Annotated in this window: 19 protein-coding genes; 4 read left to right on the forward strand and 15 right to left on the reverse strand. The window is 68.0% G+C overall.

Annotated elements, in window-relative coordinates:
* Positions 1 to 161: 161 nt before the first annotated feature.
* The 7 genes from BAMB_RS26810 to BAMB_RS26840 are packed head-to-tail and all read right to left on the reverse strand — an operon-like array spanning position 162 to position 6,989.
* The gene (locus tag BAMB_RS26810) at positions 162 to 1,208 is read right to left on the reverse strand and encodes an ABC transporter substrate-binding protein (RefSeq protein WP_011660288.1); all 1,047 of its coding nucleotides are present in this window, start codon (positions 1,206 to 1,208) and stop codon (positions 162 to 164) included.
* Positions 1,205 to 2,353 (reverse strand): NAD(P)/FAD-dependent oxidoreductase, encoded by a 1,149-nt coding sequence (locus tag BAMB_RS26815; protein ID WP_011660289.1) that lies wholly within the window; start codon positions 2,351 to 2,353, stop codon positions 1,205 to 1,207. Before BAMB_RS26815 ends, BAMB_RS26810 begins: the two co-directional genes overlap by 4 nt.
* Positions 2,346 to 3,791, reverse strand: coding sequence for an FAD/NAD(P)-dependent oxidoreductase (locus tag BAMB_RS26820; RefSeq protein ID WP_011660290.1), 1,446 nt, complete (start codon positions 3,789 to 3,791; stop codon positions 2,346 to 2,348). Before BAMB_RS26820 ends, BAMB_RS26815 begins: the two co-directional genes overlap by 8 nt.
* Positions 3,788 to 4,132 (reverse strand): (2Fe-2S)-binding protein, encoded by a 345-nt coding sequence (locus tag BAMB_RS26825; protein ID WP_011660291.1) that lies wholly within the window; start codon positions 4,130 to 4,132, stop codon positions 3,788 to 3,790. Before BAMB_RS26825 ends, BAMB_RS26820 begins: the two co-directional genes overlap by 4 nt.
* Positions 4,133 to 4,134: 2 nt before the next feature.
* Positions 4,135 to 4,929 (reverse strand): ABC transporter permease, encoded by a 795-nt coding sequence (locus BAMB_RS26830; RefSeq protein WP_011660292.1) that lies wholly within the window; start codon positions 4,927 to 4,929, stop codon positions 4,135 to 4,137.
* On the reverse strand, positions 4,926 to 5,906 hold the full coding sequence (locus tag BAMB_RS26835; RefSeq protein ID WP_011660293.1) for an ABC transporter permease: 981 nt from the start codon (positions 5,904 to 5,906) through the stop codon (positions 4,926 to 4,928). Before BAMB_RS26835 ends, BAMB_RS26830 begins: the two co-directional genes overlap by 4 nt.
* A complete protein-coding gene (locus tag BAMB_RS26840; protein WP_011660294.1) occupies positions 5,907 to 6,989 on the reverse strand; it encodes an ABC transporter ATP-binding protein in 1,083 nt (360 codons plus the stop codon).
* A 292-nt stretch (positions 6,990 to 7,281) separates the two neighbouring features.
* Here BAMB_RS26840 and BAMB_RS26845 point away from each other — a divergent pair, with 292 nt between their 5' ends.
* Positions 7,282 to 8,169 carry an IclR family transcriptional regulator gene (locus tag BAMB_RS26845; RefSeq protein WP_011660296.1) on the forward strand — a complete coding sequence of 296 codons (888 nt, stop codon included), beginning with the start codon at positions 7,282 to 7,284 and terminating at the stop codon, positions 8,167 to 8,169.
* Positions 8,170 to 8,446: 277 nt separating this feature from the next.
* Here the strand turns inward: BAMB_RS26845 and BAMB_RS26850 are convergent, their stop codons facing one another.
* Positions 8,447 to 10,009: a methyl-accepting chemotaxis protein gene (locus BAMB_RS26850; protein WP_011660298.1), complete on the reverse strand. Its 1,563-nt coding sequence runs from the start codon at positions 10,007 to 10,009 to the stop codon at positions 8,447 to 8,449.
* Positions 10,010 to 10,297: 288 nt separating this feature from the next.
* Entirely contained in the window at positions 10,298 to 11,776 is a 1,479-nt protein-coding gene (locus tag BAMB_RS26855) for an alkaline phosphatase family protein (RefSeq protein ID WP_011660299.1), read from the reverse strand.
* Positions 11,777 to 12,375: 599 nt separating this feature from the next.
* On the opposite strand from BAMB_RS26855, the gene BAMB_RS26860 reads away from it, so the two are divergent.
* Positions 12,376 to 12,759, forward strand: a complete 384-nt coding sequence (locus tag BAMB_RS26860) for a hypothetical protein (RefSeq protein WP_011660301.1) — start codon at positions 12,376 to 12,378, stop codon at positions 12,757 to 12,759.
* Positions 12,760 to 12,966: 207 nt separating this feature from the next.
* Here BAMB_RS26860 and BAMB_RS26865 read toward each other — a convergent pair whose 3' ends face one another.
* Entirely contained in the window at positions 12,967 to 14,196 is a 1,230-nt protein-coding gene (locus BAMB_RS26865) for a cyanate transporter (RefSeq protein WP_011660302.1), read from the reverse strand.
* Positions 14,197 to 14,409: 213 nt separating this feature from the next.
* Positions 14,410 to 15,279, reverse strand: coding sequence for a helix-turn-helix transcriptional regulator (locus tag BAMB_RS26870; RefSeq protein ID WP_011660303.1), 870 nt, complete (start codon positions 15,277 to 15,279; stop codon positions 14,410 to 14,412).
* 95 nt (positions 15,280 to 15,374) lie between these two features.
* Between BAMB_RS26870 and BAMB_RS26875 the strand changes: the two genes are divergently transcribed.
* Complete coding sequence (locus BAMB_RS26875) at positions 15,375 to 16,268, forward strand: SDR family oxidoreductase (protein WP_011660304.1); 894 nt, start codon at positions 15,375 to 15,377, stop codon at positions 16,266 to 16,268.
* Between the two features lie 54 nt (positions 16,269 to 16,322).
* Here the strand turns inward: BAMB_RS26875 and BAMB_RS26880 are convergent, their stop codons facing one another.
* Positions 16,323 to 17,312, reverse strand: coding sequence for a zinc-dependent alcohol dehydrogenase family protein (locus BAMB_RS26880; protein WP_011660305.1), 990 nt, complete (start codon positions 17,310 to 17,312; stop codon positions 16,323 to 16,325).
* Between the two features lie 386 nt (positions 17,313 to 17,698).
* On the opposite strand from BAMB_RS26880, the gene BAMB_RS26885 reads away from it, so the two are divergent.
* A complete protein-coding gene (locus BAMB_RS26885) occupies positions 17,699 to 20,692 on the forward strand; it encodes an amino acid adenylation domain-containing protein (RefSeq protein ID WP_011660306.1) in 2,994 nt (997 codons plus the stop codon).
* A 28-nt stretch (positions 20,693 to 20,720) separates the two neighbouring features.
* Here the strand turns inward: BAMB_RS26885 and BAMB_RS26890 are convergent, their stop codons facing one another.
* The 3 genes from BAMB_RS26890 to BAMB_RS26900 all read right to left on the reverse strand — a co-directional run bounded on the left by BAMB_RS26890 (position 20,721) and on the right by BAMB_RS26900 (position 24,310).
* Positions 20,721 to 21,623, reverse strand: a complete 903-nt coding sequence (locus tag BAMB_RS26890) for a LysR family transcriptional regulator (RefSeq protein ID WP_011660307.1) — start codon at positions 21,621 to 21,623, stop codon at positions 20,721 to 20,723.
* A 96-nt stretch (positions 21,624 to 21,719) separates the two neighbouring features.
* The gene (locus BAMB_RS26895; RefSeq protein WP_011660308.1) at positions 21,720 to 23,096 is read right to left on the reverse strand and encodes an FAD-containing oxidoreductase; all 1,377 of its coding nucleotides are present in this window, start codon (positions 23,094 to 23,096) and stop codon (positions 21,720 to 21,722) included.
* 254 nt (positions 23,097 to 23,350) lie between these two features.
* On the reverse strand, positions 23,351 to 24,310 hold the full coding sequence (locus BAMB_RS26900; protein WP_041491595.1) for a LysR family transcriptional regulator: 960 nt from the start codon (positions 24,308 to 24,310) through the stop codon (positions 23,351 to 23,353).
* Positions 24,311 to 24,369: the final 59 nt, after the last annotated feature.

Below are 24,369 nucleotides of genomic sequence, written 5' to 3' on the forward strand. Positions count from 1 at the left end.
CGCTCAGCGACACGTCGCTCAACACCCTGCCACGTGGCGACGCAAACCGGAGGTCGTCGCGCCTTTGCAGTGACTAGCGCTAGCCGAGGGCGATAAAGGAACATGGCGCGACCTCTGCGCTTTCATCCGCATTCGCCACGCCGCCCGTACGTCGTCGCCCGTTACCGCTCGATCTGCCGGTTCCAGCGCGTATCCCACTGCGCGCGGCGCGCGTTGATCGCCGCCCAGTCGACCACCGTCACCTTGCGCACGAGATCGTCGACGTTGCCGAGGCTTTGCTGCATCGCGGCCGGCATCTTCGCGAGGCGGTTGGTCGGGATCTGCTTGCCGGCTTCGGCGGCCTTCGTCTGCGCGGGCGCGGACAGCAGGAACTGCGCGAGCTTCTGAGCCAGCTGCGGATCCGGATTGTTCGCGACGACGCACAGGTCGACGAGCAGCAGCACCGGGCCTTCCTTCGGGTTCGCATACGCGACCGGAATGCCCTTGTCCTGCAGGTCGCCGACACCGGTCGGCGTCAGCGGGAACAGGCCGGCCTCGCCGGTCTGCACCATCTCGGAGATCTTCGCCGAGTTCGGGATGTATTCGACGACGTTCGGCCCGACCGTGCTCGCCCACTTGGTGAAGCCGGGCTCGACGTTCTGTTCGCTGCCGCCGAGCAGCCGGTTGATCGCGAGGAAGCCGTGCAGCCCGAACGTGCTGCTCGACGCGGACTGGAACACGACCTTGCCCTTGTATTTCGGGTCGGCGAAATCCATCCACGACGTCGGCGGCGCCCAGCCTTTCTCCGCGAACAGTTTCTTGTTGTACGCGATGCCGGTCATCCCGAGCTGCACGCCCGCGCCGACGTCGTCCTTCATCCGCGCGAACGGATACAGCTCCTTGAGCACCGGCGAATCGTCGAGCTTCTGGCACACGCCGAGGCTGACCGCGCGCGCCATCACGCCGTCGTCGAGGAACGCGACGTGGATCTGCGGCTTGTTGCGGTTCGCGAGCAGTTTCGCGAGCACGTCCGACGACGTGCCGGGCACGACGACCACCTTCACGTTGTTCGCCTTCTCGAACTCGGGCAGCACCTGGCTCGTATAGGCCTTTTCCATCGGCCCGCCGTTCATGCCGACGTAGATCGTCTTCGTTTGCGCGAACGCGGGCGCGGCGGCGCCGGCGACGCAGAGGGCGGCGGCGGCCGCGATCGTTCCGAACAGTTTCACTTGTGGGTCTCCTCTTGACGGAAAGGGGCGATCGGCGTGTGCGGCGCGAAGCGGCCGATCGAGAATGCTTCGAGTGGCGTGGCGGTTTCGCCGGTCGTGACGAGCTCGGCGAGTACCTCGCCGACGCCCGGCGCGAGCAGGAAGCCGCCGCCGGAAAAGCCGAACGCGTGCAACAGGTTCGGCGTCGTGCGGCTCGCGCCGATGATCGGGTTGTGGTCGGGCGTGCAGCCTTCGACGCCGCTCCACGTGCGGATCAGCAGCGCATCGCGCAGCGCGGGCAACAGCGCGCACGCGTCGCGCATCACCGCGCGCGTCGTGTCGACCGACGGCTGGCCGAATTCGCCGTCGCCGCGGCCGCGTCCGCCGCCGATCACGCAGTTGCCGCGCGCGACCTGCCGCGCGTACACCCCGCCGCCGTACACGCCGAGGTTGTGCGTGATGAACGGAGGCAGCGGCTCGGTCACCCACATGTTCGGATAGATCGGTTCCATCGGCACGGCTTCGCCGAAGCGTTCGGCGATGGTGTTCGCCCAGGCGCCGGCCGAATTGATCAGCCACGTCGCCGTGCACCTGCGGCCGCCCCCCTGAACGTGAAAGCGCATGCCGTCGTGCCGGGCGTCGTCGACCGCTGCGTGCTCGAACACGTCGGCGCCCGCCGCGCGGGCCGCACGCGCGAACGCGGGCGACACGACGCGCGGGTTCGCGTGCCCGTCGGTCGCGCACAGCGAGCCGCCGAGCGCCGCGCGGCCCAGCCACGGGTAGCGGCGGCGGAACGCGTCGCCGCGCATCACCTGCAGCGGCAGCCCGTGCTCGCCGGCGACCGTTGCATACGCATCGAGCGCATCTAGATCGGCGTCGCTGCGCGCGAGCCGCAAGTGGCCCGACACGACGAATTCGCCGTCGATGCCGATCAGCTCGGGCAGGCGGTCCCAGATGCGCCGTGCGCGCAGCGCGAGCGGCAGTTGCTCGGCCGGGCGTCCCTGGCAGCGCACGCCGCCGTAGTTCACGCCGCTCGCCTGCGCGCCGCAGTCGCGGCGCTCGAACAGCGCGACACGCAGCCCGCGCCGCGCCAGCGCCAGCGCGGCCGACGCGCCGACGAGGCCGCCGCCGACGATCGCGACGTCGTAGTGACGGCGTTCACTCATCGCGCGCCTCGTCGGGAATCGCCGCGACGTCGTCGCCCGCGAGCGCGGCCGAGATCGGGAACGGCTTCACAGGTGGTTGCGCGCGCAACCGACCGACGTCCGCGAGCGGGCGGCCGGTTTCGGCGGCCAGCACGAGAGCGGTCGCGTCGCCGCACATGCGGCCCTGGCAGCGGCCCATCCCGGCGCGCGTCAGCGCCTTCAGCCGGTTCAGCTCGGTGGCCGCGCCGTCGCGGATGCAGCGCCGCAGCGTGCCCGCGTCGATCTCCTCGCAGCGGCACACGATCGTGTCGTCCGGGCAGCGTGCGGGGAGCTCGGGCGGCGGCGCGAACGCCGCCTCTAGGCCCGCGCGGAATGCGCCAAACCGGGCGAGCGTGCGGTCCAGCGCGGCCGCATCGGGCTTGCCGGCCGGCAATGGCGATGACGATGACGTCGCGATGCCCGCGTCGTCGAGCAGCGCGAGTGCCGCGCGTCGCCCGGACGCCTCGGCCGCATCGGCCCCCGCGATGCCGGCGCCGTCGCCCGCGACGTAGAGGCCGCGCACCGACGTGCGACCGGCCGCATCGCGTTCCGGCAGCCATGCGTGATTGAGCGGATCGAAACGGAACCGGCAGCCGGCGAGATCGGCAAGCTGCGTTTCCGAACGCAACCCGAAGCCGAGGCCGAGCGCATCGCAGTCGATCCGGCGCGGCGGCGCATCGCTACCGGCCGCGCGCCACGCGAGGCCGGTGACGTGCCGCTCGCCGAGTACGCGTTCGAGCGTGACGCCCGTTTCGATCGCGACGCCGTGCGCGCGCAGCCAGCCGATGTAATACAGCCCCTTCGCGAAGGTCGCCGGCATGCGCAGCAGCGCCGGTGTCGCGGCCGCCTGCCGGCGCAGCGGGCTCGTGTCGAGCACCGCCGCGACCTGCGCGCCGGCCTTCGCGTACTGGTAAGCGACGAGATACAGCAACGGCCCGGTGCCCGCGAACACGATGCGACTGCCGATCGCGCAGCCCTGCGACTTCAGCGCGACCTGTGCGCCGCCGAGCGTATAGACGCCGGCAAGCGTCCAGCCCGGCACCGGCAGCATGCGATCGGTCGCGCCGCTCGCGATGATCAGGTGCGAGAACGGCACGGTCGTTTCGCGACCGTCCTGCAGCGTGTCGACGCGGCCCGCGCCGCATGCCCAGGCGAGCGTGTTCGGCCGATAGTCGACTCGTGGCAGCAGCGCGGCCATCGTCCGGTGCACGGCGTCCGCCTTCGCGGCCTCGAAGCCGTACAGCGCACGCTTGCCGCGGGCGAACGCGCCGTCGACCGGCGGCTGCCGGTAGATCTGGCCGCCCCAGCGCGCGTTCTCGTCGATCACGACAGGGCGCAGCCCCGCGTCGACCAGCGCCTCGGCCGCGCGCACGCCGGCCGGCCCCGCGCCGACGATCACCGGTCGCAGTGCGTCACTCACGATGCGTCTCCGTTGAGGGCGTGCTGCGCGCCGGTGACGATCCGCATGCCTTCGGCGATCGGCGTCGAGCAGGCGCGCACGCGTGCGCCGGCCTCGGTGCGCACCCAGCAGTCCTGGCACGCGCCGATCAGGCAGAAGCCCGCGCGCGGCGTGCCGCTGAATTCGCTCACGCGCACGCGGCGCTGCGCGACGAGGATCGCGGTGAGCACGGTGTCGCCGGCGAGCGCGTTCGCGGGGCGACCGTCGAGCGTGAACGCGATGGCGGCGCGCTCGCGTTCGGCGACGCGCACGAATTGCGGGCCGTCGTCGGCGATGTCGGTGGAACGGGAAACGGAAGTCATCGTCAGTGTTGGCCGATCAGGATGCGGTTCAGGCCGTACACGCGATCGAGCAGCAGCATCGCGCCGGCGGTGATGAGGATGACGAGCGTCGATACCGACGCCATCATCGGATCGATCGATTCGGTCGCGTACATATACATGCGGACCGGCAGCGTGATCGTCTGCGGCGACGTGACGAAGATCGACATCGTCAGCTCGTCGAAGCTGTTGATGAACGCGAGCAGCCAGCCGCCGGTGATGCCGGGCACGATCATCGGCAGCGTGATGCGGCGAAACGTCGTCCACGGATCGGCGCCGAGCGAGCACGCGGCCTGCTCGATGCTGCGGTCGAGGCCCGCGACGGACGCGAGCACGAGCCGCATCACGAACGGCGTGATGACGATCATGTGCGCGAGCACCAGCCACGCGAACGAGCCTGTCGCGCCGATCAGCGCGAAGAAGCGCAGCAGCGCGATGCCGAGCACGAGGCCGGGAATCACGAGCGGCGATAGCAGCAGCCCGTTCAGGAACGCGCGGCCCGGAAACGTCGCGCGGCCGATCGCGAGCCCGGCGGGCAAGGCGATCGCGAGCGACAGCGTCGCCGACGCGAACGCGAGCTTCACGCTGTTGGCGAACGCGGTGACGAAGTCGGGATAGTCGAGGATCGCGCGGAACCAGCGCAGCGACAGCCCGTGCGTCGGCAGCGTCAGCGTTTCGTCGGGCGTGAACGCGACGAGCACGACGATCGCGAGCGGCGCGAGCACGAACAGGATCACGAGCGTATGGAACGCCAGGGCGAAAGGGCCGTTCTTGCTCATCGGGAAGCGCCTCCGAGGCTGCGCGCGTAGCGGCGTTCGAGCACGCGGTAGTAGGTAAGCATCACGACGAGGTTCGCGACCAGCAGCAGCACCGCGATCGTCGCGCCGAGCGGCCAGTTCAGCGAGCCGAGGAATTCGTCGTAGACGGCGGTCGCCGCGACCTTCAACCGACGTCCGCCGAGCAGGCCCGGAATCGCGAAGGCGCTCGCCGACAGCCCGAACACCATCAGGCTGCCCGACAGCACGCCCGGCATCAGCTGCGGCACCACGATGCGGCGCAACGTCGTGAACGGCGAGGCGCCGAGCGACAGCGCCGCGTGCTCGGTCTGCGGATCGAGCCGCTGCAGCGCGGTCCACACGGGAATCACCATGAACGGCAGCATCACGTGAACGAGCGCGATCACGATCGCGAACGTCGTGTATTCGAGCTTGTACGGCCCGAGGCCCGCGAGCCCGAGCGCCTGGTTCACGAGCCCGCTCGTGTTCAGCAGCATGCTCCAGCCGAACGCACGCACGACGACCGACACGAGCAGCGGCGCGAGGATCACGAGCAGGAACAGCGAGCGCCACGGGTCGCGCATTTTCGACAGCACGTACGCTTCCGGCGTGCCGATCGCGACGCAGATCACGGTGGTCAGCGCGGCGATGCCGAAGGTGCGCGCGAAGATCGTGTGGAAGTACGACGAGCCGAGCACCTCCGCGTAGTGGCCGAACTGGAACGCGGCGATCGGGCCGGTGGCCGGGTCGAAGCGATAGAACGTGAGCGTGAGGGTCATCGCGAGCGGCACGAGCACGAGCGCGGCGAACAGCGCGAACGCGGGCGCGCACATCAGCCACAGCGGCGCATGCGCGCGCCACGTGGCGCGCGGCACGCGGCCGCCGGCAGCGCGCGGCGTCACCGCATCGCCTGCGGCGGCGGACGGCGCGAGGCCGGCCGTCGCGCCGTCGGCGGGTAGCGGGCGGGTAGGCTGTCCCATTCAGGCCTCCCGGCGCATCACGCGCACCGCGTCGCTATGCCAGTCGACGCCCACCGGCGCGCCTTCCGCGAGCGGCTCCGCGCCTTCGTTCTGGCAGCACACGAGCACTTCGCCGAGCGCGCTGTCGACGCGGTACAGCCACTGGCTGCCGAGGAAGAAGCGGCTCGTGACGGTCGCGGCGAAGCGGCCTGCGCCCGGCGCGCACAGTCGCAGCTTTTCCGGGCGGATGCAGACCGACACGGCGTCGCCGACACGGATGTCGCGCTCGCGCGCCGGCAGGTGCGCGGTGCGGCCCGTTTCCGCGAGATCGTGGCCGAGGTCGATGCGGATCGCGTCGCCGTCGTGCGCGACGATCGTGCCGGGCAGCAGGTTCGCCTTGCCGATGAACTGCGACACGAAATGGTTCTCGGGACGTTCGTACGCGCGGTACGGCGTGTCCGTCTGCGTGATGCGGCCGGCTTCCATCACGACCACGCGGTCGCTGATCGACAGCGCTTCCGACTGGTCGTGCGTGACCATGATCGTCGTCGTGCCGATCTTGCGCTGGATCGCGCGCAGTTCGAACTGCATGTCCTCGCGCAGCTTCGCGTCGAGATTCGACATCGGCTCGTCGAGCAGCAGCACCGGCGGTTCGATCACGATCGCGCGCGCGATCGCGACGCGCTGCCGCTGGCCGCCGGATAGTTCGCGCGGGAAGCGGTGCGCGAGCGCATCGAGTCGCACGAGCGCGAGCGCCGCGCGGATGCGCTCGGCGCGCTCCGCCTTGTCGACGCCGCGCATGTCGAGGCCGAAGCCGACGTTCTCCGCGACGCTCATGTGCGGAAACAGCGCATAGCTCTGGAACACGATGCCGAGCCCGCGGCGGTTCGGCTTCATGTGCGTGATGTCCTGCCCGTCGAGCGCGATGCGGCCGCGCGTGACGTCGACGAAGCCGGCGATCATCTGCAGCGTCGTGGTCTTGCCGCAGCCGGACGGCCCGAGCAGCGACACGAATTCGCCTTGTTCGACCGACAGGTTGACGTCGGCGACGGCGGTCAGTTCGCCGAACGATTTCGTCAGATCCGTAAGCGTGAGAAACGACATGGGGAGCTCCGGGTTCGCACACCGTGGCCGGTGCGCCGATGACGCGGACTCTAGCCAGCCATATTTCGGAGCGTCAATTTGGAATTCTGCTCAACGGGATGAATTTCGAAAAAATTCCGATGAACGGAATGGAATGTCGAATCGGGCGGGAATCGTTCCGATGGATGAAGGGCGGCCGGCCCGCGAAACGCGCGCGTCAATCCCGTGCACACCCGGATGCCCGCGCAATTTCGGCCGGACGACAATGGCGACTACCGTATTCCGTTCACTGAAATCATCGAGGAGAGCCGGCATGCCAGAACCGCAGTCGCCCGAAACGTCGCCGGCCGCACGCGCGCCGCGCCCGGACGAGGACGCCGCCGATCCGGCCGGCGCGCCGGGCACCGGCATGCTGCAGCGTGCGTTCGCGATCCTGCGCGCACTGGCCGGCATGCAGCAGGACGGCGTGCGCGTCACGCACCTCGCGAAGGCCGTCGGCCTCACGCAGGGCACCGCGCACCGGATCCTGCAATCGCTGATCGCCGAAGGGATGGTCGAGCAGGACGAACAGTCGAAGCTGTACCGGCTGAGCGTCGACTTCTTCGCGCTCGCCGCGCTGGCCGGCAATCCGAGCAGCATGCGCACGCTGTGCCGGCCCGTGCTGCTGCGGCTGTGCGCGAGTCTCGGCGAGACGATCTTCCTGCTCGTGAAGAGCGGCTTCGACGCGGTGTGTCTCGACCTGTGCGAAGGGCCGTTCCCGATCCGCTCGTTTACCGGCGATATCGGCGGGCGCATCGCGCTCGGCGTCGGGCAGGGCAGCCTCGCGATCCTCGCGTTCCTGCCGGAGGCCGAGCGCGAGGAAGTGATCCGCTTCAACGTGCCGCGCATCCGCGGCTACGGCGTGCTCGACGAGGTGTACCTGCGCACCGAGATCGAACGCGTGCGGCAGCTCGGCTACGCGGGCCGCAACAGCGGCGTGCTCGACGGGATGGCCGGCGTCGCGGTGCCGATCCTCGACCGCACCGGGTATCCGGTCGGCGCGCTGAGCGTCGGCACGCTGGCGTCGCGCCTCGGCGACGACCGGATGCCGATGGTCGTCGAACTGCTCAGGCGCCAGGCGGACGCGATTGGCCCGCGCACGAATCCGTTCGACGCCGCGTTGCGGCGGCCGATGCATGGGCTGGCCGGGAAAACGGTATAGATGCGTCGCGCGTCGCTGGTTCGTCAGCTTGCTGATGCGAGCTCTTTACGTCTGATCAAAGCGCGCATTGTCGAGCGCTTTCGCTTACTTGCGACGGCACGACGCCGGCCTGACCTGCACGAACAACGATCGTGGCAGCCGGCCCATCGCGCCCGCGCCGCGCACTTACCCGCGCCACACGCCGGACGGCAGCGACACGCGCGACATCGATTTCGACGCGCTGTACGACGCATGCGCTGAAATCATCGAAGCGTGCCCGGGCGATGCCGACGGCCGATCACGCCATCGCCGCTTCACCAACACGAAACTGCGCGACGGCATCGCTGAGCCGCGTGCTCTGATCCTCGAGCGACAGCGCCGCGGCGGCGGCCTCCTCGACCAGCGCGGCGTTGCGCTGCATCGTCTGCTCCATCTGGATGACGGCGGCATTCACCTGCTCGATGCCGGAAGTCTGCTCGTCGAAGGCGATGCTGGTCTCGCCCATGATCGCGTTGACGCGCTCGACCGCGGTGACGAGTTCGGACATCGCCGAACCGGCGAGCGCGACGAGGCCGCTGCCGTCCTCGACGCGCTGCGTCGAGTTGCCGATGAGCTCGCGGATTTCCTTCGCCGCCGATGCGCAGCGCTGCGCGAGCCCGCGGACCTCGGTCGCGACGACCGCGAAGCCGCGCCCCTGCTCGCCCGCGCGCGCCGCTTCGACCGCGGCGTTCAGCGCGAGGATGTTGGTCTGGAACGCGATGCTCTCGATCACGCCGACGATGCCGGAGATCCGCGCGGAGCTGTGCGAAATCGCGGACATCGTTTCGACGACGCGCTGCATCGCGTCACCGCCTCGCGCGGCGATGCCGGCCGCGCCTTGCGCGTAAGTGCGTGCATCGCGCGCGTTGTCCGCGTTCTGGCGCACGGTCGCGGTCAGCTGCTCCACGCTCGCCGCCGCCTGTTGCAGCGACACGGCCTGCTGCTCCGTGCGCGCGGACAGGTCGACGTTGCCGCTCGCGATCGTGCGGACATCGCCGACGATCGTCTCCGTGCTCGTGCGGACCTGCGTCACGGTTTCGACGAGGCCGTCCTGCATCCGCTTCAACGCGTTCAGCAGATACGCCATTTCGTTTTTGCCGGGAATGACGACCGTGCCGGTCAGGTCGCCTTTCGAGATCCTGTCGAAGTGGTCGACGGCGAGATGGATCGGCTCGATGATCGCCTTCGCGAGCACGCGCTGCGCGAGGAAGCCGACGATCAGCGCGAACAGCGCGACTGCCACCATCGCCCACACGATCCGGTGGAAGCGTGCGCCGGCCGCGTCGTAGCGTGCCTTCTGGCGCGCGACCTGGAACGATTCGAGCGCGTCGATCGCATCCTGGTAAGCCGTGAACAGCGCCGGTTGTGCGGTGCGGTGCGTGTCGAGGAAGTCGAATGCGTTGTCTTGGTCGAGTTGCGACATCGCCTTCAGGAACACCTGGTCGAGCAGCGTGCGACGACGCGTTTGCAGCGTGTCGAACAGCGCTTGCTCGTCGGCGTCGCGTGCGTGCAGGCGCGTGTAGGCGTCGAGTTCGTCGTTGCTCTGTTTCAGCAGCGTGTGAAGTTGCGCGATTTCCGCCTTCGCGGGCTGGCCGGCGCTGATGATCTGCGCGACGTCGCTCACGCGTTCGCGCAGCACGAGCATGCGCTCCGAGCTGGTTTTCAGGTGCAGCAGCGACGCGGTGTCGTCGCGGTACATCGCTTCGAGCGAGCCGTTGCCGGCATACAGCGCGGCGATGCACGCGCCGACGACCAGGACGAGCAGCGCCGTATAGCCGGCGATGGTCGCGACGAGTCCGCCGCGGATGGTGAGTTTTCGCATGACGTTCCCTTGCCGGCGGCACGACGGGCGGCCGACGGCGGATGTGGATTCCGGAGCACGAACGACGACGGGCGCCGCGTCGCGATGCGGGGCGCCGGGATTGCGAACGAGTTAACGGCGGCGATGACCGGAAGTTTTTATCCGAACGCGACGCGAACCCGACGGAATGCGACAAAGGGGAGCCGGCATGCGTTGGCGCGGCGGGGCAGTGTACTGAATGTGAAGGTGGCAGGGCACGGGCGGGCAGCCGCATCGGTGGCGATCGCGGCTGCCGCGCCCGCGTTGCCGTCAGCCGCCGGTCTGGAACCCCAGCGCCGCGGCCTTCGCGCGCAGGTCCGCGAATCGATCGGCGGCGGGATTGGCCGCCAGTTGCGACGGATCGATGCCCGACACCGAGCTGGATGGCGATGGCGCGGTGGCCCCCGCACACGTTCCGCCGAACGGCCCTTGCGCGACCGTGAACACCGGTGCATCGGTGCGCGCCGCGCCGTTGAGATCGAGCGCGTACGCGAGATTGAAGGTCGCCGGATCGCTGCCGCGCACGCCGAGCGGCTTCAGGCCGAAGCGCCATTGCAGCAGCGCGTGGATCGAGCTCGGGTCGAACGGATAGCGCGTGACCGTGCCGGCACGCACGCGCGGGCCGAGTAGCGCAAGCGGTACGCGAAAGCCGAGCTTGCCGTCGTTGCCGACTGCGTGCTCGTTGTTGCTGATCGGCCGGATCGGCGGCACCACGTGCTCGAGAAAGCCGCCCCATTCGTCGTAGACGATGATCATCAGCGTGCGGCTCCACGTCGGGCTCGTGCGCAGCGCGTCATACACCTGGTTCAGAAATGCCTGCCCGTTGCGGATGTCCGCGTGCGGGTGGTCGTCGGCGGACGTACCGGCCTGCTCGCCCGAGAAAACAGGATCGACCATGCAGAACGGCGGCAGCGTGCCCGCCGCCGCATTCGACAGGAACTCCGAAAACGGACGCGAGATGCCGAGATAGCGCGTGCCGTAAAGCGCGGTGAACGGCACGTCGTGGTAGTAGTAGTTGCAACCGACGTTGGCGTCGCTCAGGTTGTCCCAGATCGTGCGCAGCGACGAGTTGTCGACACTGTCGGTGAGGCGGTCGGTGGCACCGCTATGCAGATAGAGGCGATTCGGGATCGTGTCGGTCAGCACGCCGGTGAAGTAGAAGTCGCCGATGGTGTAATTGCTCGCCACCGCATTGAAGAACGGCAGGTCTGCCGCCGCGTAGAAGCCGATCGGCAGCAGGTCGCCCTGCGTCTGGCTCGTGCCTGGTGTGAGGAGAAAGCCGTTCATCGCCCCCGAGGCCAGCTGCACACGTCCGCCCTCGTAGCCGTGGTTCGGGTCGTGGTACGCGCACGCCTGATAGCCGTATGCGGGATCGGCCGACAGTGAAAACGGTGCGTGGGTGGCGCCGAACGCGTCCTTGTATTGGCGGGTCGCGGGCATGCCCTCGGCGCCGGGCACCCAGCCCAGGAAGTGATCGAACGAGCGATTTTCCATCGTGACCAGCACGATGTGATCGATGCCCGAACTCGCCGGCTCGGGCAACTTCGGCCGCGGCAGGCTGTAGCGATCACCGGCATTCGGCGAAGGCGTGTCGCCGATCGACGGCGCGGGCGCGTTGCCGTCCGGTGAATTGATGTCTCCATCTCCGCCGCCTCCGCAACCCGGCAATGCGACACTGCCGGCCACTGCTGCAACACCAGCCAGAAAACGGCGGCGGTTGTAGCGGCGATATGCATTCGACTCGTCCATGACAACGTCTCCTTCATTATTGGGTGCGGCGCTGGCCAGCCGATCACGCATCGCCGCCGCGAAGCGATGCGCACTCGCCGTGCGGAAAAATGCGAGCGGGCCGGAAGGCGCAACCTTCATGCCTGCGGGGCGCGTTCGATGCCCGCAGCCGCCGATGTTGTTGCGCGTTCGACGGTCGCTCGGCCGGCGGGCTGGCTCGCTTGCATGTGCGGGTCGCTACTGCGTGTTCGGCGCAGTGCACCATTCGTCGTTTCGTGCGCAACGAGGTCGTAGTCGGACGATTGAACGACGCCAAAGCGCAGGTCCTTGGTCAAAAGGAATCGACGATTGATGCATTGCGAGAAGGCGTGCCGTCAGCTTCGTGGCGCGATGTCGCGTGCGAACGCGCGGTTGACAGTCGCTGCCGGATTGAGGAGAGTTTCGACATCGTTGCGCGGGTGCAAGCAGGGCAGCCGGTTCCGTGCGTGTGCAACGAGCAAGACGATGGCGCGCACCCGACTGCTGCGCCGCGCCGAGCCGAAATCGCTGCACTGTCGATGCCGATGGTTGATGGTCGGCGGACATGCTAGGATTTCCGACAAACAACTTCGGAGACTGCCATGCCGTTCATCTGCGAGAACGTTGAATGCCGTGCCGTGCTGGCTCGAGGGCAAGTCAGGTCCCGTGCGGAGGACGCGGGCTGGTGCTTCTACTGCCCGGACTGCAAGGCCAGGAACGAGTTGAAGAATATCGGCGCGGCCGACGGCCCGGTCGAGCTGGTTCAGCCGGAGCGGTCCGGTCTTCCGCACAAGGTCGTCGCGACGGCCCGGCCCCTCGAAGACGGCAGATACGCGGCGCAGTTGCGCGTTCAGCGCGCGCTCGCGGTGAAAGGCACATACGCAGCCGAAGAGCAGTGGGAGGAACTTGGCGTCTTCCCCGACCCGCAAGAGGCCGTCGCGCATGCGAGGTCCTTCGCAACGGGTCTGCTTGAACCCACGACGTGATCGTTGATACCGTCAGTTGTGCTGGGTAGTGCCACCGCACTCGCTCGGTAATGAATACGTGTCCTCGGAGTCCCGCACTGTCGTGCGGCTCCGAGCATCTTTACGGTTGCCTGAAACGAAGAAGGGGCGTCGTGCACGCGAGCACGACGCCCCTTTGCATTTCCCGCTCGCATCCGTCAGTTGTGGATATCGAACGAAATCAGTGAGTCAGCACATGGCGCCTGTGATGCGCGCCATGCTGCGCCGGTAGCCGGCCGGCGAGAACATGGCGTTCAACGCGGCCGTCGACGCGATCACGCCGACGTGCAGCCACCACGCGATCGCGAAGCCGCCGCCCACGTCGCGCAGCCCGCCGATCAACCACGGGCTCGCGGCGACGATCAGGAAGCCGATGCCCTGCACGAACGCGGCGAGCGCGCCCGCGAGCCGCGCGTCGGGCAGATGGTCGAGCGTGACGATCAGGCTCATCGAGAAGAAGCCGCCGAGCCCGAGGCCGACGCTCGTGACCCACAGCCACGGCGCGAACGCGGGCATCGTCGCGAAGCCGACGAAGCCGGCCGCCTGCAACGCGAGCGTGAGCCACAGCACGGCGCGGCGATCGTGCGAACGTTTCGCGAGCAGCGGCATCGCGAGCGCGCCGATTGCCTGGAAAAGCGCCATCCACGCGAGCAGGTTGCCGCTCGCCTGCGGGCTCATGCCGACGCTGCGATAGAACGCGGGCAACCACGCGACGAGACTCGCATAGCCGCTGTTGCTGAGGCCGAAGAACAGCGCGAGCTGCCACGCACGCGGAATCCGTGCGAACGCGGTGACGGGCGCCGATGCCGTCGTGGCGTGCACCGCGTCGCGGGGCGCCTTCGCGCGCCACAGCGCGAGCGTGACGAGCGCGGGCACGGCCCACACGGCGAGCGACAGATGCCAGCCGCCATGCGCGGCGAGCCACGGGCTCGCGATCGCGCCGAATGCGCCGCCGCCGACCAGCGCGGCCGAATAAAGCCCCATCGCGAGCGGCAGCCGGTCGACGAACCAGCGCTTGGCGAGGCCGGGTGCGAGCGACTGGATCACCGCGACGCCCGCGCCCGCGACGATCGCGGTGACCACTAGCCCGGTGCTGCCACCGGTCCACAGGCGTGCGGTGCAACCCGCGGCGATCAGCGCCAGCGCGACGCTCAGCGCGCGTTGTTCGCCGACGCGCCGCGCGAGCCCGACACCGATGCCGGCGACGACGCCCATCAGCACGAACGGCAGCGTGGTCAGCAGCGCGGCCGCGCGGAAGCCGAGGCCGGTGTCGGCGCGTACGAGGTCGAGCAGGGGGCCGAACGCGGTCAGGAACGGACGCAGGTTGAGGCCGGCCAGCACGAGCAGTGCGAGCGCGCCATAGGATACGGAAGCCGCGTGCGGACGCGGAACGGCTTGCGCGGTGGCGGGGTCGGTCATCGAGATGCTCCGGAAGGGGCCCGTGGCCCTGTGATGCGATGCCGAAAGGGTAAAGGCGCGCTTGCCCCGCGGAAAATTAAATATTCGACTGGGTGTCAGTGCGGATCGTGATGGCACGGTGCGGCGTGACGGGGCCGAATGGACGAGCCGGCCGGGCGGCGGCCGTTGCAGCGGCGGGTTCGGTGCGATGCCGGGCGCACCTTCGACGCGCCGCTACGCAGCCGGTGCGTGCGGGTCGCGGGGTTGTTCACGGGCCTGTTCACGCGCGGCGACGAGCGCCCGGATCCGCGCACGATCGGCCGGCGTCGCGGGCGTGAAGACCACGAGGCTCAGATCCGGGCGACCGGTCACCGAGAACGCCGAGTATTCGAGTGCGATCCGGCCGGCCTGCGGATGACGAATCTCCTTCGTCCCTTCGTCGTGCGAATGGATGTCGTGGCTGCGCCACATCGCATCGAACTCCGCGCTCGCCGCGCGCATCTCGTCGACGAATGCCTGCACGGCCTGCGTCGCGCCGCCGCGCGCGATGTCGGCGCGAAACGCGCCCACCGCGAATCGCGCGACGCGTTCCCAATTCGGCTGCGCGTATCGCACCGCGGCATCGATGAAGATCAGCCGCAGGATGTTGCGCGCGGGCGGCGGCAGCATGGCGTAGTCGGTGAGCGTCGCGGCGGCCGCGTCGTTCCACGCGACGACGTCCCACGTCGCCGTGCGCACGATCGCGGGGCTGGCGTCGAGCGAATCGAGCACGTGCTGCAGGCGCGGCGTCACGTCGCGGCTCGCGTGATAGCGCACTTCGGGCGGATGACCGAGGCCGATCAGGAACAGGTGCTCGCGTTCGGCGTCGTTCAGCAGCAGCGCGCGGGCGAGCCGATCGAGCACGTCGGCCGACGGCGCGCCGCCGCGCCCTTGTTCGAGCCACGTGTACCAGGCGGCGCTCACGTGCGCGCGCTGTGCGACTTCCTCGCGGCGCAAGCCCGGCGTGCGGCGGCGCGCGACGGGCAGCCCGAGCGCGGCCGGATCGAGTTTCTCGCGGCGGTCCCGAAGGTACGCGCCGAGCAGGTTGTCGGATGCGTCAGCCATAGCCTGTTAGTTCGTTTACCGGTAAACCGTCACGTCTTCACCGTCCGCGACGCTCGACAGATAGTAAGCCTCTCATTCATCCGGAGGTGCTGAACATGCGTGTCTTTGTTACGGGAGCGTCGGGTTTCGTCGGCTCCGCGGTCGTCGCCGAACTCGTGGCCGCCGGGCATTCCGTGCTCGGCCTCGCGCGTTCCGACGCGGCGGCTGCATCGGTCGCCGCCTTGGGCGCGGACGTGCATCGCGGGTCGCTGGAGGATACCGACAGCCTCACGCGCGGCGCGCAGGGCGTCGATGCGGTGATCCACACGGGATTCAATCACGACTTCTCGCGCTTCGCGGAAAACTGCGAACTCGACCGCCGCGCGATCGAAACGATCGGTGCGGCGCTCGCGGGCTCGACGCGGCCGCTGATCGTCACGTCGGGCCTCGCGCTCGTCGCGCCGGGCCGCGCGGCGACCGAGGACGATCCGCACGTGCCGGTATCGGCCGGCTATCCGCGAGCGTCCGAAGCAACCGCGGCCGCGCTGGCCGCGCGCGGCGTGTGCGCGTCGGTCGTGCGCCTGCCGCCGTCCGTGCACGGCGACGGCGATCACGGCTTCGTGCCGCGCCTGATCGCGTTCGCGCGGGAGAAGGGCGCATCGGCGTATCTCGGCGACGGCGGCAATCGCTGGCCCGGCGTGCACCGGCTCGACGCGGCGCGCGTGTATCGGCTCGCGGTCGAACGCGGTGCGCCGGCCGCGCGCTATCACGCGGTCGCCGATACGGGCGTGCCGTTCCGCGAGATCGCTGAAGTGATCGGCCGCCGGCTGAACGTGCCGGTCGTGTCGAAATCGGCCGCGCAAGCCGACGAGCACTTCGGCTGGTTCGCGCTGTTCGCGGGAATGGATGCGCCCGCAACGAGCGAGCACACGCGCGCATGGCTCGACTGGGCGCCGACGCAGGTCGGATTGCTGGCCGACATCGACCGGCCGCGGTATTTCGAAGCCTGACGCGCGCATGCGGCGTGCCGTCGTTTCCGGTCGGCACGCCCGGCGCGCCCCTGCTCAGACGGTCACGACGATCTTCCCGACCTGCGTGCCGGCTTCCATGTACCGATGGGCTTGCGCGATGTCGTCGAACGCGAACGTGCGGTCGATCGACGGCTTCAGCGCGCCGGCCGCGAGCCCGTCGACGATGAAGCGCTTCGCGCGTTCGAGCCGCTGCGCGTCGCCGGTGATCTCGAACAGCTCGTAGCCGCGCAGCGTCAGGTGGCGCGCGAGCAGGTCCATCACCGGCACCGGGATGTCGCGCGTGTCGAGCGCGCCGTACTGGAAGAACGTGCCGTTCGTGCGCAGCGCGTGCAGCAGGTTCGCCGCGGCGGGCCCGCCGACCGGATCGAACGCGATGCGCGCGCCGCGGCCGCCCGTCAGTTCCGCGACCTGTTGCGGCAGGTCCGCCGGGTTGCCGGCGATCACGTGCGCGGCACCCGCATCGAGCAGCGCCTGGCGCTTCGCCGCGCTGCGCGTCAGCGCGATCGGCACCGCGCCGACGCGGTTCGCCACCTGGATCGCCGCGAGCCCGACGCTGCTCGATGCGGCGCCGATCAGCACCGTGTCGCCGCGCTCGAGTCCGCCGAGTTCGATCAGCGCGCCCCATGCCGTGACGAACATCATCCACGTCGCGGCGGCTTCCACGAACGACAGGTTCTCCGGATGCCGGACGAGCGCATGCACGGGCACGTTGACCACGTCGCCGTACATCCCGTAGTCGGCGAACGAGAATGACGGCACGACGCTCACCGCGTCGCCGACGGCGAACGCGGTCACATCCGGCCCGACGGCGGCGACCACGCCCGAAGCTTCATAGCCGAGCGACGCGGGAAAGCGCGGCTGGATCGTGTATTCGCCGCTGCGGAACATGACTTCCGCGCGGTTGATGCCGATCGCCTTCACATGCAGCTGCACTTCGCCGGGGCCGGGCGCGGGGACGTCGACGGTATCGATCTGCAGCACGTCGGGGCCGCCGACACGATGGAAACGAATGACACGGGACATGGCGCTCTCCTTCGATGAACGGGGTAGATGAAGGAGAACTGTAGGCGGGGGAGCGCGGCTGATAAACGCACGGCCTGATCATTGATTGTTATTTGACGAATAACAATAGGCGCCCGATTCGCGTCGCCGTCCGTCGATATTCGATGCGCTACGCTGATCGAGCGATTCGACATCGCATCCGGAAACGAGCGGGTCTCGCATCGATGTCGTGTCTCGAATCGAATCAAACACCTTCATTGTTGCGCGATGTTGCGGCAACCGAGTGCCACGCAACAGCCTGACTGCCCGATCGTTCGTGATCGCAAGCAGCATCGCGCGCGAAATTGCTTTTCACCGCTTGCTGTCTATATTGGGATCAGTTCTTTTCGATGTGAGGAATAAAAACGATGACGACTCAATCGAATGTGCTCGAAAAATTCCGGCTGCGTGCGGCGCTCGACGGGAATCGGCCCGCCGTGGTCTCGGCGCGCGAATGCGTGAGTTACGGGGAACTCGACCGGCGTAGCGATATGCTTTCGCGTGAGTTGCGCGATCGGGGAATCGCGGGCGGCAGCCTGGTGCCGATCGAGGCGGCGCGCAACGCCGATTTCATCGTCGGCATCCTCGGCATTCTGAAGGCGGGCGCGACGTATGTGCCGATCGACGACCGCTATCCGGATGCGCGCAAGCGCTACATCCTGCAGCAATGCAACGCCGCGCTGGTGTTGACGACGGGCGCGACACATCGGGACGCGGCCTTCCGGTTCGCCGGTGTGGCGGACCTGTCCGCGGATCGGTCGGCGCGTGACGACGCGCGCCCGACCTACGATGCGGATGCACGGGACGCAGCGATTTACGTGATCTTCACGTCCGGTTCCACCGGTGCGCCGAAGGGCGTGATCGTCGAACATGCCGCCGTCGCGGCACTCGTCGATTGGCACAACGCGCGTTTCGCGATGCATGCCGAATGCCGCACGACGTTGATGGCGGGTCTCGGTTTCGATGTATCGCAGTGGGAAATCTGGTCGACGCTCTGCGCGGGCGCGACGCTGTTCTTGCCCGACGACGAAACGCGCTTCGATCCCGACGCACTGGTCGGCTTCTTCGTTCGTCATCGGATCACGCATGCATACGTGCCCACCGCGATGGTCGCCGACGTCGTGAGTGTCGGGCAGCCTGCCGGCCTGGCGCTGAAATATCTGTTCACGGCGGGCGAAAAGCTCGGCCCGATCGATACAGGCAGCATCGATTACACGGTGATCGATTACTACGGACCGACCGAAGCGACGATCTTCGCGACGTGCCACGTCGTTCCGAGCGCAACGCTCCGCCGTCCCGAGTCGATCGGATGGCCGGTCGGCGGTACGGAGATCCTGATCCTGAACGACGCGCGGGAAGCGGTGACGGGAAGCAACGTCGGCGAGATCTGCATCGGCGGGCCCGGCCTCGCCCGCGGCTATCTGGGCAACGCCGCGTTGACGCTCGAAAAGTTCCGTCCTCATCCGCTGCGGCCGGGCAGCACCCTCTATCACACCGGCGACCGCGGCCGCCGGCTGGATGACGGCTCGATCCAGTTTCTCGGCCGAGTCGACGATCAGGTCAAGATCAGGGGCAATCTGGTCGAGCTGAGCGAGATTCATGCTGCGCTCATCCGATCCGGCGAGGTGCGAAAGGCCGTGGTGCTGGCGTTGCCCAATGCGGCTGGAAGCGGGGTCGAACTCGTCGCGTTCGTCGTGCCGCATGATCCGGCCAAGCCGGCCACGCATGTCGTCGATGCGCTCAGGGCGAGCGTCCGGCGCGATTTGCCCGATTACATGTGGCCCGTCGGTCATGTGCTGCTCGACGATCTGCCGATGACGGCAAACGGCAAGACCGACCGGGCCGCGCTCGAACGGCGTTACCGCGCGGAACAGCGCGAGCGGACGGAGAAGGAGCCGTATGCGCCCGCCGAGCGAATCGTTGCGGACGCATTCATCACATTGATCGGCCATGCGTCGTTTCGCAAGACCGACAGTTTTTTCGACATCGGCGGTAATTCGCTGCTGACGGCGAAACTCGCAAAGGCGCTGTCGGATGCCGCAGGCACGAAGATGCTGATCCGGGATGTTTACGAGCACCAGTCGGTGGCGGCGCTGGCGTGCGAAATCGAGCGGCGTGTCGGCGCCGCGGCGCTCGAGATCGAGCGCGAGCCCGTCTATGCGCTGGATAACGATATCCGCGTGCCGGACGAGGCGGATTTCAGCCGCCCGTTCGACGATGCGTTGCTGGCGTGTCCGCGCACGATCCTGCTGACGGGTGCCACGGGATTCGTTGGCGTCCACTTGCTGGCCGAACTGCTCGCGACGACGTCGGCGGTGGTGCATTGTCTGGTGCGGGCCGACGATGCCGCGGCGGGGCGCGCGCGGATCGACGAAAAGCTGCGTGCATACGACGTGAATGTCGGGCCGGACGAGCGATCCCGCATCCGTGTGTGCGCGGGCGATATCACGCAGGCGCGCTTCGGCATGAACGAGCACGATTACGCGGAGCTGGCGGACGAAATCGACATCGTTTACCACTCGGCCGGCGCCGTGAATTTCATCCAGCCGTATTCGTACATGAAGAAGATCAACGTGGACGGGCTGACGCAGATTCTCGCTTTCGCCGGGTGCCGGCGAACCAAGGCGCTGATTCTGCTGTCGACGATCTCGGTGTACAGCTGGGGACATCGTTTCACCGGCAAGACCATGATGACCGAAGCCGACGACATCGATCAGAATCTGCCGGCGGTGCTCGAGGACATTGGCTATACGCGCAGCAAATGGGTGATGGAGAAGATGGCCGATCTGGCCGCGCAGCGCGGCCTGCCGCTGATGACGTTCCGGCTCGGCTACGCGACGTTTCATGGCGAGACGGGCGTCAGCGCCGATTATCAGTGGTGGGGGCGGCTGGTGAAGACCTGCATCGCGCTCGGTACCGTCCCCGATCTCGACGATCTGCGCGAAGGGTTGACGAGCGTGGATTACATGACGAAAGCGCTCGCGAGGATTTCGCGTAATCCGGCGGCGCTCGGGCGCAAATTCAATCTGATCAATTCGCCGGAGACCAACATCACGCTCAAGGAGTTTTTCGCGAGGCTGGAGCGATACTTCGGTCTGCGGTTCCGGGTCGTTCCGTTCCGTGAATGGCTCGGCGCGTGGAAGACGGATATCGATGCGCCGCTCTATCCGTTGTTGAGCCTCTTCGACGACAACATTCGCGATGGCATGAGTACCGCCGAACTCTATCAGAACAACTATGTATGGGACTGCCGCAATGTAATCGAATTTCTCGAGGGCAGCGGGATCGAACAGCCGGCATTTTCCCGCGAGCAGCTTGCGCGATACCTGGAGCGTTCGGTCGGTTATCGGGTGACGGGGTGACGCGCTCGCGCGTGACGCCCCGGCGGCGCTACACCGGATACCGACGTGCGAACAGCTCCGTGAGCCAGTCGATGAACACGCGTACCTTGTCGGGCAGGTGCGCGCGGTTCGGGTACATCACCGACACCGGTTTCGGCTCGGCCGGCACACCGGGCAACAGCTCGATCAGCTGGCCCGAATCGATGCTCGGCTGCAGCGCCGGCCGCAACGCGTGCACGATGCCGAGGCCGGCGAGCCCGCACGACAGCAGCGCTTCCGAGTTGTTCGTGAGGAGACTGCTCGGCAGCTTCACGTTGACGCGTTCGTCGTTCGCGCGGAACGTCCATTCGAGTATCTTGCGATTGGCGCCCGTGAAGAAATTGACCGCGCGATGCGTGCGCAACTCGTCCAGCGTGCGCGGCAGTCCGTGGCGGACGACGTAGGCGGGCGATGCGCACGTGACCATCGGTACCGCGCCTACCGTCCGCGCGATCATGCTCGAATCCTTCAGCGTGCCGACCCGCACGACGCAGTCGATACCTTCGCCGATCAGATCGGCCGGCTGGTCGCTCGCGCCGAGCACGAGCTCGATCTGCGGATAGCGCTGCTGGAATTCGGGCAGCGCGGGAATCACGACCGTCTTCGCGAGCGCGACGGCAATATCCAGCCGCAGCCGGCCTTTCGGCGCGACGCGCTGCTTCGGGAACGACGCGAACGCGTCGTCGATGCTGCCGAGCAGCTGCACGCAGCGCGCGTAGAACGCCTCGCCTTCGGCCGTCACGCTGACGCGCCGCGTGCTGCGGTTCAGCAGCCGGATGCCGAGTTCCTGTTCGAGCTGTTGCACGGCCTTCGTGACGGCCGGCCGATGCAGTTGCAGCGCATCGGCGGCCTGCGTGAAGTTGCCGCGTTCGACGATCTGTACGTAGATCTGCATCGTTTGCAGACGGTCCATGGCGCTTCCGGATGTCGTAGCGAACAGCCATCTTCGCACAGGGTTCCACGCCGGTTCAGCGTGGATGCGAGGCGGGCGACACGCGCCCGCCGCCGTTCATTCGACCGGATGCAGGTCCTGCAGCAGCGTCGGCACGAGTTCCGACACGGTCGGGTGGATGTGCATCGCGCGGCTGATCGTCGTGTACGGCGCGCCGGCGGCCATCACGTCGAGCAGCGCGTGCACGACCTCGTCGCCCGTCACGCCGAGGATCGACGCGCCGAGAATCGCGTGGCTGTCCGCGTCGACGATCACCTTCATGAAACCCTGGCTCTCGCCTTTTTCGACCGCGCGGCCGACGCGCGTCATCGGCCGCGTGCCGACCAGCAGCCGACGGCCAGTCTGCTTCGCTTCCGCGAGCGTCATGCCGACGCGGCCGAGCGGCGGATCGACGTACATCGCGTACGCGGCGATGCGGTCGGACACCTTGCGCGGATCGCTGTCGAGCAGGTTCGCCGCGACGATCTCGTAGTCGTTGTACGCGGTGTGCGTGAACGCGCCGCGCCCGTTGCAGTCGCCGAGCGCCCAGATGCCGGGCACGTTGGTGCGCAGTTGATCGTCGACCGTGATGTAGCCGCGCGAGTCGGTCGCGACACCGGCCTGGTCGAGCCCGAGGTCGCCGGTGTTCGGCACGCGGCCGACGGCGAGCAGCAGGTGCGAGCCCGCGACCTCGCGGCCGCCGCCCGCGCAATCGAGGCCGACCACGACGCCGTCGCCGTCGCGCCGCGCATTCAGGCAGTTCGCGTCGAGCTGCACGTCGATGCCTTCGTTCTCGAGAATCTCGCGCACGGCCTGCGACACGTCCTCGTCCTCGCGATGGATCAGGCGCGAGCCCTTCTCGACGATCGTGACCTTCGAGCCGAAGCGGCGGTACATCTGGCCGAATTCGAGCCCGACGTAGCTGCCGCCGATGATCACGAGATGCTCGGGCAGGAAGTCGACGTCCATCATCGTCGAGTTGGTCAGGTACGGCACCGAGTCGAGACCCGGCATCTGCGGGATCTGCGCGCGCCCGCCTACGTTGATGAAGATGCGCTTGGCCTCGAGCAGTTCGTCGCCCACGCGCACGGCATCGGCGCGTTCGAAGCGGGCGTGGCCCTGAAACACGGTCGTGTTGTCGAGCCCGCGCACCCATTGCTCGACGCCGTGGTTCGAGCGGCCGGAGATCCGGTCCTTGCGCGCCTTCACGGCCTTCATGTCGACGCTGACGGGGCCGACCGACACGCCGTATTCTTCCGCGCGCCGCGCGAGCTGCGCGGCGTATGCGCTCGCGATCAGCGTCTTGGTCGGAATGCAGCCGGTGTTGACGCAGGTGCCGCCGAAGCGGCCGCGCTCGACGATCGCGACTTTCATGCCGGCGCCGGCGAGCCGCGCCGCGAGTGGCGGCCCGGCTTGCCCGGTGCCGATGACGATCGCGTCGAATTGTTGCGTCATGACGTCCTCCTGCGCGGGTTCAACGTGGGAAGGGCGGCGCGCAAGCCGCATGCCGCGCCGGCGCGCCTGAACGGCGACGAGCGCCTATGGTAGACCGGTTGGCGCGGGTGTGCGAGTTGCATGGATGCGCGCGAGACGGAACATGCTTCATTCCCGGCCGGGCTGGCGGCTTCCCGCCCCGTGGCAACGCGGCCCCGTGATGTGTCCCTGCATCGACCGCCCGCGGCCGGAAGGGGCGGGGGCCCGGCGCGGTGTCAACGCTTCGAGCGAGCGGATCGCTTGCGGTCCGGCGCCGCGTTGGCTACGTCGACCGGAACGAACGGTGCCTCGAAGTGCTTGACGAGAAAGTCGATGAACGCGCGGGCCCGCGTCGATTCGTTGCGTTGCCCGGGATAGTAGACGAACAGGTCGGCGGACGGCAGGACGACGTCGGGCAGCACGAGACGGAGTCGGCCGCTCTGGATGTATTTGGCGAGATCCCACTCCGAGCGGATCAGGATGCCGTGACCGTCCAGCGCCCAGCGCAGCACGATGTCGCCGTCGTTGCTGGACAGCGAGCCGCTCACCTTCAGCGCTTCGAGGTGATCCTCCTGCATGAAGCGCCACACGCCGAACGCATCGTCGTTTTGCGTGTGGATGATGCAGCGGTGATGAGCGAGATCCTCCTTGCACTGCGGCACGCCGTTGCGCTCGAGATACTTCGGCGACGCACACAGGAACCGGCGATTGCTCATCAGGCGGCGCGCCCTCAAGCGCTGGTCCGGCAACTCGCCGAACCGGATGGCCATGTCGAATGCGCCTTCGACGAGGTCGACCGGGCGATCGGTGACCACGAACTGGACATCGACGTTCGGATAGCGCTTCGCGAATTCCGACACCAGCGGTGCGATGGTCGTGCGCCCGAAACCGAGCGTCGCATTGATGCGCAGCCGCCCGTGCGGATCCGCGGGCGTACCCGCGATCGCGTCCTCCATCTCGCGCACCTGGTCGAGAATCTGCGTGGCGTACCGCGCGTACATCTCGCCTTCCGGCGTCAGGCTGACGCTGCGGGTGGTGCGGTTGACCAGCCGCTTGCCGAACCGGTCTTCAAGAATGCCGAGCCGCTTGGTTGCCGCGGGCGGCGTGATCCCGAGCGAGCGGGCCGCGCCCGACAGGCTCTTCAGTTTGGCGAGCTGGACGAAGAACTCGAAGTCGGAGGTCGAATCAGTTCTCACTTTTGGTAAAAAATGAAATGAATTGAGGTGAATTATAGGGCGCTCTCCGCGGACTATGC

The organism is Burkholderia ambifaria AMMD (assembly GCF_000203915.1).
GTDB classification, from domain to species: Bacteria; Pseudomonadota; Gammaproteobacteria; order Burkholderiales; family Burkholderiaceae; genus Burkholderia; species Burkholderia ambifaria.